The organism is Methylotenera sp. E1MeOHC1 (assembly GCF_058745595.1).
Genome location: NZ_CP196025.1, coordinates 1,365,636 through 1,381,514, shown reverse-complemented (window position 1 = coordinate 1,381,514; position 15,879 = coordinate 1,365,636). Strand labels below are relative to the sequence as shown.

Annotated in this window: 10 protein-coding genes, 3 tRNA genes and 2 rRNA genes; 14 read left to right on the top strand and 1 reads right to left on the bottom strand. The window is 46.9% G+C overall.

All coding sequences use genetic code 11. From position 1 onward, the window contains the following. Window positions 1–3: 3 nt before the first annotated feature. Window positions 4–639 carry a riboflavin synthase gene (locus tag ACSSU7_RS06260; RefSeq protein ID WP_492515718.1) on the bottom strand — a complete coding sequence of 212 codons (636 nt, stop codon included), beginning with the start codon at window positions 637–639 and terminating at the stop codon, window positions 4–6. A gap of 59 nt (window positions 640–698) precedes the next feature. On the opposite strand from ACSSU7_RS06260, the gene ACSSU7_RS06255 reads away from it, so the two are divergent. The 14 genes from ACSSU7_RS06255 to ACSSU7_RS06190 all read left to right on the top strand — a co-directional run bounded on the left by ACSSU7_RS06255 (window position 699) and on the right by ACSSU7_RS06190 (window position 15,805). Continuing rightward, entirely contained in the window at window positions 699–1,967 is a 1,269-nt protein-coding gene (locus tag ACSSU7_RS06255) for a lipoprotein-releasing ABC transporter permease subunit (protein ID WP_492515717.1), read from the top strand. Then, window positions 1,960–2,646, top strand: coding sequence for a lipoprotein-releasing ABC transporter ATP-binding protein LolD (lolD, locus tag ACSSU7_RS06250; RefSeq protein WP_492515716.1), 687 nt, complete (start codon window positions 1,960–1,962; stop codon window positions 2,644–2,646). Before ACSSU7_RS06255 ends, lolD begins: the two co-directional genes overlap by 8 nt. Before the next feature lie 3 nt (window positions 2,647–2,649). Further along, window positions 2,650–5,031, top strand: coding sequence for a DNA internalization-related competence protein ComEC/Rec2 (locus ACSSU7_RS06245; RefSeq protein ID WP_492515715.1), 2,382 nt, complete (start codon window positions 2,650–2,652; stop codon window positions 5,029–5,031). 203 nt (window positions 5,032–5,234) lie between these two features. After that, window positions 5,235–5,840, top strand: a complete 606-nt coding sequence (locus ACSSU7_RS06240) for a MotA/TolQ/ExbB proton channel family protein (RefSeq protein WP_331020286.1) — start codon at window positions 5,235–5,237, stop codon at window positions 5,838–5,840. Between the two features lie 28 nt (window positions 5,841–5,868). Beyond that, window positions 5,869–6,294, top strand: coding sequence for an ExbD/TolR family protein (locus ACSSU7_RS06235; RefSeq protein ID WP_492515714.1), 426 nt, complete (start codon window positions 5,869–5,871; stop codon window positions 6,292–6,294). A 57-nt stretch (window positions 6,295–6,351) separates the two neighbouring features. After that, a complete protein-coding gene (gene msbA, locus ACSSU7_RS06230; RefSeq protein WP_492515713.1) occupies window positions 6,352–8,124 on the top strand; it encodes a lipid A export permease/ATP-binding protein MsbA in 1,773 nt (590 codons plus the stop codon). Between the two features lie 11 nt (window positions 8,125–8,135). Beyond that, window positions 8,136–9,140, top strand: a complete 1,005-nt coding sequence (gene lpxK, locus ACSSU7_RS06225; protein WP_492515712.1) for a tetraacyldisaccharide 4'-kinase — start codon at window positions 8,136–8,138, stop codon at window positions 9,138–9,140. Beyond that, a complete protein-coding gene (locus tag ACSSU7_RS06220) occupies window positions 9,141–9,323 on the top strand; it encodes a Trm112 family protein (protein WP_492515711.1) in 183 nt (60 codons plus the stop codon). It begins immediately after the preceding gene. Then, entirely contained in the window at window positions 9,307–10,092 is a 786-nt protein-coding gene (gene kdsB / locus ACSSU7_RS06215) for a 3-deoxy-manno-octulosonate cytidylyltransferase (RefSeq protein ID WP_492517767.1), read from the top strand. The genes ACSSU7_RS06220 and kdsB overlap by 17 nt, the downstream gene beginning before the upstream one ends. A 158-nt stretch (window positions 10,093–10,250) precedes the next feature. After that, window positions 10,251–10,327 (top strand) — tRNA-Met (locus ACSSU7_RS06210). A 406-nt stretch (window positions 10,328–10,733) separates the two neighbouring features. Continuing rightward, a 16S ribosomal RNA gene (locus ACSSU7_RS06205) occupies window positions 10,734–12,271 on the top strand. A gap of 103 nt (window positions 12,272–12,374) precedes the next feature. Beyond that, a tRNA-Ile gene (locus ACSSU7_RS06200) sits at window positions 12,375–12,451 on the top strand. A 15-nt stretch (window positions 12,452–12,466) separates the two neighbouring features. Beyond that, window positions 12,467–12,542: transfer RNA gene (locus ACSSU7_RS06195), tRNA-Ala, on the top strand. Window positions 12,543–12,909: 367 nt separating this feature from the next. After that, window positions 12,910–15,805: ribosomal RNA gene (locus tag ACSSU7_RS06190) — 23S ribosomal RNA — on the top strand. Together the 16S and 23S rRNA genes with 3 tRNA genes alongside form the textbook arrangement of a ribosomal RNA operon. Window positions 15,806–15,879: the final 74 nt, after the last annotated feature.

Below are 15,879 nucleotides of genomic sequence, written 5' to 3'. Positions count from 1 at the left end.
TGGCTAGTGCCCCTGCTTTTCTGGTGATACTTGTGTTGCCATTTGGTCTTCTGTTGACCACTGTGTCATGCGCTCTACGTAACGTGCAATCTGGTCTACTTCCAGATTCACAGGAGACCCTTCACTTAAAAGATTTAAGGTGGTGTGCTCCAGTGTGTGCGGTATTAAATTGATGCTGAAATCATCCCCCGTGATTTTGTTCACAGTGAGACTCACGCCATTGACGCAAATGGAGCCTTTAATCGAAATGTATTTTGATATGGCATGCGGTGCGCGAATATCCAGTTGCCAGCACTCGCCTAAAGACTGAAATTTTAGCACCTTGCCCACGCCATCTACGTGCCCGCTCACTAAGTGCCCACCAAGCCGATCGGATAAACGCAGGGCTTTTTCCAAATTGACAGGATGGGTCTTATCTAGTCCGACGGTCACGGAGAGCGTTTCCAGAGAGACGTGTGCCTCAAAGTGTGATTCGCTCATGTTAACCACGGTTAAACACGTACCATTGACTGCGATACTGTCGCCTAGATTCACATCGCTCATATCGAGCGCTGCACTGGCTATAAAAAGATGCATATCTGCGCCAATGGGATTGGCTTGCGTGATTGCGCCGACTGATTGAATGATTCCTGTAAACATAATTGGAATTTTAACAGATAACACTAGATAACGATTAGAAGCCTGCTAAAATCTGCCCTATGAAATCTTTACCATACGAATTATTTGTCGGTTGGCGCTACACACGCGCCAAGCGCAAAAATCACTTTATTTCATTTATTTCTTTGACCAGTATGATAGGCATTGCGCTTGGGGTAGCGGCGTTAATTGTTGTACTTTCGGTGATGAATGGTTTTCAAAAAGAGCTACGTACCCGTATTTTAGGCGTGGCCTCACATTTGGAAGTGACGGGTGGTGGTAATCAGCTCACAGATTGGCAGTCGGTAGCGGCTTTTTCTGCCAGGCAGCCCAATGTGCAGGCGAGCGCTCCTTACATTAGCGCACAAGCCATGTTGAGTTATGATCAAGGCGTGCAAGGGGCAATCGTACGTGGTGTGATTCCTAGCGCGGAAGATAAAGTAGCCGACCTAGGTAAACACATGAAAGTGGGCCGGCTGGAAGATTTGCGCGCTGGAGAGTTCGGCATTATTTTAGGTGTAGATTTAGCACAGGCGCTAGGTGCACAAATTGGCGACAAAGTGGTTTTAATGGCGCCGCAAGGGCAGTTCACGCCTACCGGTGTGGTCCCGCGTTTGAAGCAATTTACCTTGGTTGGCCTGTTCCAAATCGGGATGTATGAGTACGATGCCGGTTTGGCGCTGATTCATCTTGATGACGCCGCCAAGCTATACCGGATGGGCGATAAGGTTTCTGGCGTACGTTTAAAACTTGCTGACTTGTTTGATGCACCGACTGTGGCCGCGCATATTTCTGACCAACTCAATGCACAAGCCAATAGAAATGGTGATTATTACGTCTCTGACTGGACACGCCAGCATGCTAATTTTTTCCGCGCAGTACAAATGGAAAAACGCGTCATGTTTATTATTCTGACGCTGATTGTGGCGGTGGCTGCTTTTAATATCGTTTCTACCTTAGTGATGGCAGTGACCGACAAGCGTGCTGATATTGCCATTATGCGTACCTTTGGCGCCAGCCCAGGCAGTATTATGAAAATATTCATCGTGCAAGGCGCGTTGATTGGCGTGATTGGCACCGCATTAGGCGCGTTATTTGGTATTTTGATTGCACTCAATATCGATACCATTATCCCGTTTATAGAGGGCCTGTTTAACGTGCAGTTTTTGGCAAAAGATGTTTACTACATTAGTGATTTACCATCCGATTTAATCTGGTCGGATGTTGCCACTATCGTCACGGTTTCATTCTTCTTAAGTTTACTAGCAACGCTCTACCCGAGTTTTAAAGCCAGTAGAATCAACCCAGCAGAGGCGTTGCGTTATGAGTAGCCAGATTTCACAGCGAGTGATTGCATGTCAGAGTTTGTATAAAACCTATCAGGGGCTAGATGTTGCAGTGCTGAATGGCATTGATTTAAGCGTCAATACTGGTGAGCAAGTCGCTATCGTCGGCGCTTCCGGTTCTGGCAAAAGTACGTTGTTGCATTTGCTGGGTGGGTTAGATATTCCTAGCAGTGGCGATGTGCACATCCTTGACCAGAACCTTGCAAAATTGTCTGAAGCACAAAAGGGTAATTTACGTAATCAGTCCCTAGGCTTTGTGTACCAATTTCATCATCTGTTGCCAGAATTTACAGCGCTGGAAAACGTAGCCATGCCGCTTTTGATTCGCCGTGTTGCGCGTGAGCAAGCACTTACAACCGCGAGCGAAATGCTGGAAAAAGTCGGGCTAAAGCATCGTTTGGAGCATATGCCAGGCGAGCTTTCTGGCGGGGAGCGTCAGCGTGCCGCGTTGGCGCGTGCCATGGTCACTGCGCCGCAATGCATTCTTGCCGATGAGCCTACTGGCAATCTGGATCGGCACACGGCGCATGCGGTGTTTGATTTGCTTCTGGAAATGAATCAGACTCAGCATGTGAGTTTAGTGGTGGTAACGCATGACTTGGAACTGGCAGCAAAAATGCAGCGGCGTTACAAGCTGATTGACGGTCAGTTGGTGACTTTGTAGCACATGATTGTTTTTGCACTGGGGTTTGTTTTAGGTGCATTCTGTTTGCAGCAAATGCCAGTGCTGCCAGACCTGATCTGGTCGCTATTAATAATCTTACCTTTTGTTTGCATTTATCTTTATCTCCGCAGCACGCAATTTAGATACATTGCCCTGTTCCGACTGCCGTTGTGGTTGTTAATTGCAGTGATGCTCGGCTTCTTCTGGGCTGCAGCTTTTGCCAGCCTCCGACTAGCCGATGCGCTGCCTGCCCATTGGCAAAACAAGCCTATCGAATTGGTTGGTGTGGTGGCAAGCGTGCCGGCACTGACTGAGCAGGGTACGCGTTTTAATTTTACGGTTGAACGTGTAGTCACTAAAAATGCAGTTGTTCCCAAGCATATCTCGCTTAGTGTTTACCGCAAACGCGATTACCTAACCCAAGTGCAAGATGGCAGCCAATTCTTGGATTATCAGCCTGGTCAGCGTTGGCGTTTAACGGCCAAGCTTAAGCGCCCGCACAGCGTACAAAATCCACATGGTTTTGATTTTGAGTCATGGTCATTAGCTGAGAATATTCGTGCCACCGGCAGTGTGAAAGGCAAGCCTACCATGCTTGATGCGTTTGTCTGGCAGCCGCAATATGTGGTCGAGCGTATTCGCCAACTGGTTAAGCTGCGCATCGCCAATGTGCTGGCCGATAAGCCATATAATGGGGTGATACAAGCGCTGGTGATGGGGGATGATAGCCAGATTTCGGTACAGGACTGGCAGTTATTTTTACGCACTGGCATTACCCATTTGATGAGTATCTCGGGCCTACATATCACCATGCTTTCTGGGTTGATGTTTATGTTGGTGAGCTTTGTTTGGCGGCGCATTCCGCACTTTGCTAATCAAATTCCAACGCGTAAAGCCGCAACTTTTGCTGCCGTTATCACAGCGCTTGCCTATGGGTTGGTTGCTGGTTTTTCGGTGCCAACGCAGCGTACTTTGTATATGTTGATGGTATTTGGTGTCGCATTGTGGAGCGGGCGGCAGTTTGCAATTACGCAAGTATTGGCGTTGGCTTTACTCATTGTCGTGTTCATCGACCCATGGGCCGTAATTTCTGCCGGTTTTTGGCTATCTTTTGGCGCAGTTGCTCTGTTAAGTTTTGCCATGGGTGCTAGGGTAGCGCAGCCACACTGGCTAAAAGTTGCGGTGCGAACGCAATGGGCAGTCACAATCGGCATGTTGCCATTACTGTTAATCATGTTTCATCAGGCATCGATTATCTCGCCGCTGGCAAATGCCGTTGCAATCCCATTAATTAGCTTTTTTGTCACGCCGCTTGCTTTGTTAGGCAGTTTTTTACCTATTGATTGGCCATTGCATCTAGCTTATTACCTGCTGGATTACTGTGTTGTCTTTTTGCGTTGGTTAAACCAATTGCCGGTTGCGGTCTGGCAGCAGCATGCGCCTGCATTGTGGACACTAGTGCCAGCGTTGCTTGGTGTGGTGTGGATGTTGCTGCCTAGCGGATGGCCTATGCGGTGGTTAGGTGTATTTGGCTTGTTACCTATGCTGTTAATACAGCCGGTTAGGCCCATGCATGGCGACATGAAAGTCACGGTGTTAGATGTGGGGCAGGGTTTGAGTGTAGTGGTGCAGACCTCACAACACACCTTGCTTTATGATGCAGGCGCTAAATTTAACCAGCAAAGCGACGCCGGCAGCCGAATTGTTGTCCCATTTTTGCAGGGTGAAGGTGTGCAAAAACTAGATGGTTTTATTGTAACGCATGATGATAACGACCATAGTGGCGGCATGGCCTCGGTGTTGGCATTAATGCCAGTTGGATGGTTTGCCAGTTCTCTGCCTGACACCACATTGATCCCAATCAATACCGAGCAGATGAAGTGCTACGCAGGGCAGAGCTGGCATTGGGATGGGGTGGATTTTGAAGTGCTGCACCCTAGCTTACAGAATTATGAATACAGTGAAATTAAAGATAATGATCGTAGTTGTGTATTAAAAGTGACGAGTGCATCGGGCAGTTTGCTGCTAACGGGCGATATTGAGCGCAGGGGAGAGTCTGTCTTACTTGCCGCACACCAAGACAGTGTTCTGTTAAAAAGCGATGTTTTGGTGGTGCCGCACCACGGCAGCAAAACGTCGTCTGCCCCAGACTTTATTGAAGCAGTAGCCCCCAGTATCGCCATTTTCACTGTTGGATATTTAAATCGATTTAAGCATCCAAGGCCGGAGGTTGTGGCTAGATATCAAACGATAGACAGTAAAATTATGCGTTCAGATTATCACGGTGCGGTTACGCTGAGCTTTCATAAAACACAATCTTCAGCGCAGATTGAAGTTAATGCTTGGCGAAATCAGCAAAAGCGCTATTGGCATACTGTTTTTTAAAAGAAGGTATGTAATAGCAGGTGAGAGTGCCTTGAGCTGTTGAGAATGCTGTGGTGAGTGGTTGTATTTGACTGCGGTGCAGATGTAATGAATGATGCTAGCGCTTGCCCAAAAGCACATGACAAGCTAAAGTATCGCTGGGCCTGATATTAAGGCATTAGTCACAGAATTTTATTGAGTATTGATTTGAGGGGAATTTAACTGTGTGGGAAATCATTCTAGCTGCTGGTTGGCCGATCTGGCCACTTGTTATTGCATCAGTTATTGCTGTGGCGATTATAGGCGAGCGTAGTTTTGCGTTGCGCGAGAACATCGTATCCCCTAAAAATCTATTACCAGAGTTGCAGGCTTGGTTAGCCAAAGGCGGCATCACCAAAGATACAATTAATCGCTTAGAACAACACTCTCTATTGGGTCGCGTGTTTGCAACGGCGCTGGCCAATGCTAAAAACTCACGTGAAGTGACCAAAGAGTCTATCGAAGAAACCGCGCGTGCGGTTGCGCATCAGATGGAAAAATATCTTTCTACACTAGGCACCATTGCCACGGTATCACCTTTACTCGGTTTGTTAGGTACAGTGATTGGTATGGTTGAGTTGTTCGGTGCGTTTACTACGCAAGGGCACGACGTAGCACAATTTGCGCGTGGTATTTCCGTCGCTTTATATAACACTGCTGCGGGTATCGTAGTGGCCGTGCCTGCGATGATTGCCTATCGCTATTTCCGCACAAAAGTAGATGCGTTGCTGATTGAGATGGAGCAGCAAGCCATTAAGTTGGTTGAAATTATTCATGGCGAACGTCAGTAATTAGCGCGATAGTTTAAGGAAGCACCAAATGGATTTTCAGCGTGGGAAAAAACACGAAGAGCTAGAAATCAACTTTATTCCGTTGATCGATGTATTGTTGGTGATCATTATTTTTCTGATTGTCAGCGCTACATTTTCACGCACGAACGAGTTGCAGATTAATCTGCCAACTGCCGAGGCTAATGCACCTCAGGATAAACCGTTGACAATTGAAGTGGCTGTAGATGCTACCGGTAAATATTTGATTGACGGTAAGCCTTTGGCTGACGGCTCAGTGGCCGCAATTAGTGCGGCGTTGCAGGCTGCAGCAAAGGTCGGCACCCAAGAGCCAACTATCGTGATTAATGCTGATGCAAACACTACGCATCAGTCTGTAGTGAATGTAATGGAAGCGTCGCGAGTAGCTGGCTACTCAAAAATTACATTTGCTACACAAGTGCAATCTGGGTCTTGAGTTTCAAATACTCAATCCTTTTTGCATTTTCTTTCAATTCTAAATAGACGTTAGCCCATGTCTAACTCAAATCTTAAAAAATCCAAATCTAAAATAAATACGGCAGTGCATATACCAAACGCAAAGGTTTTATATTTGCGTTTGTTTCATTATGCGTGGCAATACAAATACATTTTTATGGTGAGCATTTTCGCGTTAGTGCTGCTCGCTGGCAGTAATACCGCATTTCTGGCGTTAATCAAGCAGGTTACTGACGAAGGCTTCGCGAAAAAAGCGGAAAGCCAAACTATATTATTACCGCTGATGGTGGTTGCCCTAATGGTAGCAAGAGGTGTTGCTGGGTTTATTTCAGATTACTGTATGCGTGTGGTTGCAAGGCGTGTGGTGGAAGATTTTCGCCGGGAAATGTTTGCCAAGCTGATGTTGTTGCCGGTGCAGTATTTTGATGCAAGGTCAGCGGGTTCAGTGGTTTCTAAATTTACCTATGATGTGGAGCGCCTCTCAACTGCAACTACACGGTCTTGGATGAACGTGCTGCGCGATGCATTAACTGTGGTGGGCTTGATTGGGTATATGCTGTATTTGGATTGGCGCTTGACGCTGATTTTTGCGATTGTGCTGCCATTTATCGCAATGTACTTAAAAAAGATGACGCCTAAGTTAAAGTCAAACGCTAAGCAGGTACAGCATAGTGTTGGTGAAATGACTAAAACTGCAGAAGAGGCAATTGCTGGGCAGCGAATCGTTAAGATTTTTGGCGCACAAGATTTTGAGTTTAACCGTTTCGCTCAGATTATCGCCAATAACCGGAAAATAGAATTACGCGTAGCACGTATTGCGGGCCTTAGCAGTTTTGTTGTTGAGTTATTTGCAGCCTTGGCATTGGGTTTGGTGATTTACTATGCGATTGGTAATTTCAGCGTAGGTGAGTTTGCTGCCTTTGTTGGCGCTTTGCTAATGCTAATCTCACCTATTAAACATATCGCCGCCGCTAACGAAGACTTGCAAGTCGGCTTGACTGCAGCGCAAAGTATTTTTGAGGTTGTAGACAGCCAGCCTGAAGTGGATCAAGGAAATGCGACGATAGCGCGAGCAAAAGGCGATATCGAGTTTAAAAACGTTACCTTGCATTACGCTGACACCCATAAGCCCGCATTAGACAATTTGAGCTTTAGTATCAAAGCAGGTGAAAAGATTGCACTGGTTGGGCGCTCTGGTGGTGGTAAGACCTCGCTGGTAAATTTACTGCCTAGATTTTATGCCTTAGAGCAGGGTGCTGTGTTGTTAGATGGCATAGACTGCAGCACCATACAGCTTAAAAATTTGCGCCAGCAATTTGCATTGGTTAGCCAAGATATTATTTTGTTCAATGATACTATTTTCAATAACATTGCCTACGGTGTGTTGCGTGGCGCCACGGAAGAAGAGGTTGTGGCCGCAGCAAAAGCAGCCCATATCTGGGAGTTTATCCAGCAACTGCCGAATGGCTTGCAAAATGAAATTGGCGATCGCGGTGTGAAACTCTCTGGTGGCCAGCGTCAGCGCCTAGCCATTGCACGTGCTATTCTTAAAAATGCGCCAATTCTATTGTTGGATGAGGCAACCTCTGCGCTAGATACCGAGTCTGAGCAGCATGTACAGCAAGCGATGGATGCATTGATGCGTAATCGCACCAGTATTGTCATTGCTCATCGCTTGAGCACAATCGAGAACGCAGATCGCATCATGGTGATGGAGCATGGCCGTATTGTTGAGTCTGGCTCGCATCAAGAGTTAATGACGCTTGATGGTTACTATGCCAAGTTATATCAAAAGCAATTTAGCGCATAAATGTGAGTGTGATGGCTAATTGGTTGCAAAAGCAGTGGCTTACTTTCACGCTGTGGCATTTGCTGCTATTGCCCCTCTCTTGGCTTTTCTTAATAGTCACCGCCTTTAGGCGATCTCTCTACAAGCGGGGCTTTTTAAGTAGCTACCGACTTCATGTTCCCGTTATTGTTGTCGGCAATATCAACGTAGGTGGCGCAGGCAAAACTCCAGTGGTGATCTGGCTGGCAGAGCATTTAAAGCAAGCTGGATATACGCCTGGCGTTATTAGCCGTGGCTATGAAAGCAATTTGGTTGGCATTGCTTCAGTGTCGCCTAAGAGTAGGCCTTCTGCCGTAGGTGATGAGCCAGTTCTGATTGCCACGCGTACTGCATGCCCTGTTTTTGTTGGGGCGCAGCGAGCGGAGGCTGGCTTGGCTTTGTTGAAAGCACACCCCGAGTGCGATATTCTGATTAGTGATGATGGTCTGCAGCATTATGCATTGCAAAGAGATGTGGAGCTGGTGGTTGTTGATAGTACAAAGAGATTTGGTAATGGCTTACTTCTGCCGGCAGGTCCGCTACGTGAGCAACAAAGCCGATTGAAAACGGTAGATGCAATCGTAAGTAATGGATCCGCATTCAATTTAAATGCGCTTGTCACGCCACCGCTTATAGAAATGCAATTAAAGGCGGCTAGCTTTTACAATCTTCTTCATCGTCAATCGGTGCTGGCACCAGCAGATTTTGCAGGAAAGTCCATCACAGCAATTGCAGGCATCGGTAATCCAGATAGATTTTTTAACCAATTAAGTGCGATGGGTTTGAATTTTAAACGCAAGGCATATAATGATCATTATCAATATTGCGCGCAGGATTTTGCGAGTCTTGAAACGGATATCGTCATCATGACCGAAAAAGATGCGGTTAAATGTGCATCGTTTGCCCAATCTAATTTCTGGGTGTTGCCCGTAAGTGCGGAGATTGATGCGCAGTTGATGACCGTCATATTAAATAAACTAGATAGATTGAGAAATTAAATGGATGTAAAGCTTTTACAGATTCTAGTCTGCCCAGTCACCAAGGGGCCTTTGATTTATAACAAAGCAACTAATGAGCTGATTTCTAAATCGGCGCGTTTGGCATACCCAGTTCGTGATGGTATTCCTGTGATGCTGGAAGATGAGGCTCGTAAACTCGCGGATGATGAAGAAATTGCATAATTGCTCAGAAGCAGTGCCAGAATTTCATGTAGTAATTCCTGCGCGTTATTCAAGTACCAGATTACCAGGGAAGCCTCTGTTAGATATTGCAGGGAAACCTATGGTCGTGTGGGTGGCCGAGCGCGCAAAAAATAGTGGGGCTAAACAAGTGATCGTGGCTACAGATGATGAGCGGGTGGCAACAGCTGTTCATCAACATGGTTATGCCGCTTTGATGACAAATGCTCATCATGTAAGCGGTACGGATCGCATTGCCGAGGTTGCCGCTATCGAAGGCTGGCATGATGATGCGATTGTGGTTAATGTGCAGGGTGATGAGCCGTTAATCGATGCTAACCTTATTATTGAGGTTGCTAAAACCCTATCGGCGAGCAGTCATGCAGTCATGGCGACCGCCTGCCACGCTATTACAGAAAAAACAGACTTTACCAACCCTAACGTGGTTAAAGTAGTGGTGGATGTAAATGGCTATGCCATGTATTTTAGCCGAGCGCCTATTCCGTATCCTAGGGATACATATAGTAGTGCGAATGAACTGGTGTTAGGTATTCCTGCTTATAGGCATATAGGTATATATGCATATCGCGCTAGTTTTCTAAAGCAGTATGCTAATCTTGCGCCAGCCGCGATAGAACAATTTGAATGTTTGGAGCAATTGCGTGTCTTATATCAAGGCTACAAAATAGCAGTAAGCGTTTCAGATAACGCACCTGTAGCAGGTGTGGATACAGAAAGTGATTTAGTGCGCGTTCGTGCATTAATGGCTTAATTTAACTAAGTTGTTAATCTATATGGGGTTTACTGAAATCGGCCCAGTAAGCTGATTGTATTTATCATAAATTCTCACAATAGTTCTTGCAGAAGCCATCCGCCTTTGCTATAGTCTCACCTCTCGACGCAACATGTATTAAGTGATGTCGAGCCGGACGCGGGATGGAGCAGTCTGGCAGCTCGTCGGGCTCATAACCCGAAGGTCACAGGTTCAAATCCTGTTCCCGCAACCAAGTATTTATGGTGTGTTATACGGTTAATTTTAATTAGTAAATATTACGAAATTAAGGTTGACGGGCGATAAAAGCTCTGTATAATGCGCACCTCGTTAACGCAAAGCGTAACGACGGAAACGAAAAGTTCTTTAACAATATAACAACTGATAAGTGTGGGTGCTTGTGAATGAAGCAGCTGACTTAATCGCAACTAACTTGTTTTAGTGTTTACATTAAAATTTAACTTAGTTGATTGGCATTAAGATCAGACTCAGAAAAACAAGTGCTTACACTTAAATTTATGACAAGATTGTAGTAATACAAACCTTGACAATGAATTTGAGTCATTACTTAATTATCTTAAGTAATAAAGCAAAAGCGAAATAACCACCTCGCAAGAGGAAAAAAGTAATAGTCAGAAATTAAACTGAAGAGTTTGATCCTGGCTCAGATTGAACGCTGGCGGAATGCTTTACACATGCAAGTCGAACGATGATTTCTAGCTTGCTAGAATGATTAGTGGCGAACGGGTGAGTAATGTATCGGAACGTATCCAATAATGGGGGATAACTAATCGAAAGGTTGGCTAATACCGCATACGCCCTACGGGGGAAAGCAGGGGATCTTCGGACCTTGCGTTAATGGAGCGGCCGATATCTGATTAGCTAGTTGGTGAGGTAAAAGCTCACCAAGGCGACGATCAGTAGCTGGTCTGAGAGGACGACCAGCCACACTGGAACTGAGACACGGTCCAGACTCCTACGGGAGGCAGCAGTGGGGAATTTTGGACAATGGGCGAAAGCCTGATCCAGCCATTCCGCGTGAGTGAAGAAGGCCTTCGGGTTGTAAAGCTCTTTCGCAAGGGAAGAAACGATGCAGTCGAATAAACTGTGTTAATGACGGTACCTTGATAAGAAGCACCGGCTAACTACGTGCCAGCAGCCGCGGTAATACGTAGGGTGCAAGCGTTAATCGGAATTACTGGGCGTAAAGCGTGCGCAGGCGGTTTTGTAAGTCAGATGTGAAATCCCCGAGCTCAACTTGGGAACTGCGTTTGAAACTACAAGACTAGAATATGTCAGAGGGGGGTAGAATTCCACGTGTAGCAGTGAAATGCGTAGAGATGTGGAGGAATACCAATGGCGAAGGCAGCCCCCTGGGATAATATTGACGCTCATGCACGAAAGCGTGGGGAGCAAACAGGATTAGATACCCTGGTAGTCCACGCCCTAAACGATGTCTACTAGTTGTTGGTGGAGTAAAATCCATGAGTAACGCAGCTAACGCGTGAAGTAGACCGCCTGGGGAGTACGGTCGCAAGATTAAAACTCAAAGGAATTGACGGGGGCCCGCACAAGCGGTGGATTATGTGGATTAATTCGATGCAACGCGAAAAACCTTACCTGGCCTTGACATGTAACGAACTTTCCAGAGATGGATTGGTGCTCGAAAGAGAACGTTAACACAGGTGCTGCATGGCTGTCGTCAGCTCGTGTCGTGAGATGTTGGGTTAAGTCCCGCAACGAGCGCAACCCTTGCCATTAATTGCCATCATTTAGTTGGGCACTTTAATGGGACTGCCGGTGACAAACCGGAGGAAGGTGGGGATGACGTCAAGTCCTCATGGCCCTTATGGCCAGGGCTTCACACGTAATACAATGGTCGGTACAGAGGGTTGCCAAGCCGCGAGGTGGAGCCAATCCCAGAAAGCCGATCGTAGTCCGGATTGTAGTCTGCAACTCGACTACATGAAGTCGGAATCGCTAGTAATCGCGGATCAGCATGTCGCGGTGAATACGTTCCCGGGCCTTGTACACACCGCCCGTCACACCATGGGAGTGGGTTTTACCAGAAGTAGTTAGTCTAACCGTAAGGAGGACGATTACCACGGTAGTATTCATGACTGGGGTGAAGTCGTAACAAGGTAGCCGTATCGGAAGGTGCGGCTGGATCACCTCCTTTCTAGAGACGTCTTTACTTTGCAAGCATTCACACTTATCAGTTGTTAGTAGTCAGCAGCATCAATGATTGACCAAACATTGGCGGAAACGCTAGTAAACCTTGAGGGTCTGTAGCTCAGCTGGTTAGAGCACCGTCTTGATAAGGCGGGGGTCGATGGTTCGAGTCCATCCAGACCCACCAGATTCACCTGAAAATGGGGGATTAGCTCAGCTGGGAGAGCACCTGCTTTGCAAGCAGGGGGTCAACGGTTCGATCCCGTTATCCTCCACCAAGTATTTGATGCTGTATGTAAGAAATTAGAAGTAAGTGTTACTTTGGTGTTTAAAGCCAAGTGAATATTTACTTCTAGTTTTTAACTAGACTGTTCTTTAACAAAATGGAAGAAGTAAAGTGAATACACATTATTGTGATGATATGTGTGTATTCAAAATGGGTAGTAATTGATTGCAAAATCGAAACATTTTGCTTTAGCTTGAGTTTCAAGAATGAAAGTTCTTAAAAACAAGTGAAGTAAAATAAACCAGTTAATGTTGTATAACCTTGCAGCATTAACGAAGTTGCTTTAGAAAAGCCTATGACGGATGTCTCATGCATCATGGGATCTGAATTTAAAAAGGGTTCAGGTTTTAACGTTATAGGATCAAGCGAATAAGTGCATATGGTGGATGCCTTGGCGATTACAGGCGATGAAGGACGTGATAGCCTGCGTAAAGTTTCGGGGAGCTGGCAAATAAGCTTTGATCCGGAAATGTCCGAATGGGGAAACCCACCCGCAAGGGTAACCGCTCCTGAATATATAGGGAGATGGTGGCAAACCGAGTGAACTGAAACATCTAAGTAGCTCGAGGAAAAGAAATCAACCGAGATTCCGTAAGTAGTGGCGAGCGAACATGGAATAGCCTGTTATTTTTAGCACATGCGATAGTAGAACGGAATGGAAAGTCCGGCCATAGAGGGTGATAGCCCCTTATACGAAATCCCGTGTGTGGAACTAGGGTAACGACAAGTAGGGCGGGGCACGAGAAACCTTGTCTGAACATGGGGGGACCATCCTCCAAGGCTAAATACTCGTAATCGACCGATAGTGAACCAGTACCGTGAGGGAAAGGCGAAAAGAACCCCGGGAGGGGAGTGAAATAGATCCTGAAACCGTATGCATACAAACAGTGGGAGCGGACTTGTTCCGTGACTGCGTACCTTTTGTATAATGGGTCAGCGACTTACATTCAGTAGCAAGCTTAACCGATAGGGGAGGCGTAGCGAAAGCGAGTCCGAATAGGGCGTCTAGTTGCTGGGTGTAGACCCGAAACCAAGTGATCTATCCATGGCCAGGATGAAGGTGCCGTAACAGGTACTGGAGGTCCGAACCCACAAATGTTGAAAAATTTGGGGATGAGCTGTGGATAGGGGTGAAAGGCTAAACAAACTTGGAAATAGCTGGTTCTCTCCGAAAACTATTTAGGTAGTGCCTCGTATATCATTCTCGGGGGTAGAGCACTGTTATGGCTAGGGGGTTCATAAGAACTTACCAAACCATTGCAAACTCCGAATACTGAGAAATGCAATTACGGGAGACAGACCATGGGTGCTAACGTCCGTGGTCAAGAGGGAAACAACCCAGACCGACAGCTAAGGTCCCAAATGACGTGCTAAGTGGAAAACGAAGTGGGAAGGCATAGACAGCCAGGATGTTGGCTTAGAAGCAGCCATCATTTAAAGAAAGCGTAATAGCTCACTGGTCGAGTCGTCCTGCGCGGAAGATGTAACGGGGCTAAGCACGTAACCGAAGCTTCGGATGCTACATTCTTCGGAATGTATGCATGGTAGGAGAGCGTTCTGTAGGCCTGCGAAGGTGTTCTGTGAGGAATGCTGGAGGTATCAGAAGTGCGAATGCTGACATGAGTAGCGATAAAGGGAGTGAAAAGCTCCCTCGCCGAAAACCCAAGGTTTCCTGCGCAACGTTCATCGGCGCAGGGTGAGTCGGCCCCTAAGGTGAGGCAGAGATGCGTAGCTGATGGGAAACAGGTTAATATTCCTGTACCTGTATACAATGCGATGTGGGGACGGAGAAGGTTAGGTCAGCCGGGTGTTGGATGTCCCGGTTCAAGCGTGTAGGCAGATTCTTTAGGCAAATCCGGAGAGTCGTTAATGCCAAGGCGTGATAACGAGCGTACTTGTACGTGAAGTGATTGATACCATGCTTCCAAGAAAAGCCACTAAGCTTCAGTTGTATAGAGACCGTACCGCAAACCGACACAGGTGGGTAGGATGAGAATTCTAAGGCGCTTGAGAGAACCCGGGAGAAGGAACTCGGCAAATTAGCACCGTAACTTCGGGAGAAGGTGCGCCCCGGTAGAGTGTAGAGACTTGCTCTCGAAGCTCGATGGGGTTGCAGTGAAAAGGTGGCTGCGACTGTTTAATAAAAACACAGCACTCTGCAAACACGAAAGTGGACGTATAGGGTGTGACGCCTGCCCGGTGCTGGAAGATTAAATGATGGGGTGCAAGCTCTTGATTGAAGTCCCAGTAAACGGCGGCCGTAACTATAACGGTCCTAAGGTAGCGAAATTCCTTGTCGGGTAAGTTCCGACCCGCACGAATGGCGTAACGATGGCCACACTGTCTCCTCTCGGGACTCAGCGAAGTTGAAATGTTTGTGAAGATGCAATCTACCCGCGGCTAGACGGAAAGACCCCATGAACCTTTACTGTAGCTTTACATTGGACTTTGACAAGATTTGTGTAGGATAGGTGGGAGACTATGAAGCGGTGTCGCTAGATATCGTGGAGTCAACCTTGAAATACCACCCTGATGTTGTTGAGGTTCTAACCTAGGTCCGTAATCCGGACTGGGGACCGTGTATGGTGGGCAGTTTGACTGGGGCGGTCTCCTCCCAAAGAGTAACGGAGGAGTGCGAAGGTAACCTAGGTACGGTCGGAAATCGTACTGATAGTGCAATGGCATAAGGTTGCTTGACTGCGAGACGGACAGGTCGAGCAGGTGCGAAAGCAGGTCATAGTGATCCGGTGGTTCTGTATGGAAGGGCCATCGCTCAACGGATAAAAGGTACTCTGGGGATAACAGGCTGATTCCTCCCAAGAGTTCATATCGACGGGGGAGTTTGGCACCTCGATGTCGGCTCATCACATCCTGGGGCTGTAGCCGGTCCCAAGGGTATGGCTGTTCGCCATTTAAAGTGGTACGTGAGCTGGGTTTAAAACGTCGTGAGACAGTTTGGTCCCTATCTGCCGTGGGCGTTGGAAATTTGAAGGGACCTGCTCCTAGTACGAGAGGACCGGAGTGGACAGATCTCTGGTGGACCGGTTATCACGCCAGTGGTATAGCCGGGTAGCTAAATCTGGAAGAGATAAACGCTGAAAGCATCTAAGCGTGAAACTCGCCTTGAGATGAGATTTCCCTGGGGGTTTAACCCCCCTAAAGAGTCGTTCGAGACCAGGACGTTGATAGGACGGATGTGGAAGCGCAGTAATGCGTTAAGCTGACCGTTACTAATTGCTCGTGAGGCTTGATCCTATAACCTTAAAACTTGAAGCAATTCGAGATTAATGGTTGTTTTAAAGCTAGATAATGTAATCAATACCCCGTTT

What these genes read in the sequence shown, in the direction of transcription:
- ACSSU7_RS06260 (WP_492515718.1), bottom strand. Translation starts at nt 639, where the DNA reads ATGTTTACAGGAATCATTCAATCAGTCGGCGCAATCACGCAAGCCAAT.
- ACSSU7_RS06255 (WP_492515717.1), top strand. Translation starts at nt 699, where the DNA reads ATGAAATCTTTACCATACGAATTATTTGTCGGTTGGCGCTACACACGC.
- lolD (WP_492515716.1), top strand. Translation starts at nt 1,960, where the DNA reads ATGAGTAGCCAGATTTCACAGCGAGTGATTGCATGTCAGAGTTTGTAT.
- ACSSU7_RS06245 (WP_492515715.1), top strand. Translation starts at nt 2,650, where the DNA reads ATGATTGTTTTTGCACTGGGGTTTGTTTTAGGTGCATTCTGTTTGCAG.
- ACSSU7_RS06235 (WP_492515714.1), top strand. Translation starts at nt 5,869, where the DNA reads ATGGATTTTCAGCGTGGGAAAAAACACGAAGAGCTAGAAATCAACTTT.
- msbA (WP_492515713.1), top strand. Translation starts at nt 6,352, where the DNA reads ATGTCTAACTCAAATCTTAAAAAATCCAAATCTAAAATAAATACGGCA.
- lpxK (WP_492515712.1), top strand. Translation starts at nt 8,136, where the DNA reads ATGGCTAATTGGTTGCAAAAGCAGTGGCTTACTTTCACGCTGTGGCAT.
- ACSSU7_RS06220 (WP_492515711.1), top strand. Translation starts at nt 9,141, where the DNA reads ATGGATGTAAAGCTTTTACAGATTCTAGTCTGCCCAGTCACCAAGGGG.
- kdsB (WP_492517767.1), top strand. Translation starts at nt 9,307, where the DNA reads ATGAAGAAATTGCATAATTGCTCAGAAGCAGTGCCAGAATTTCATGTA.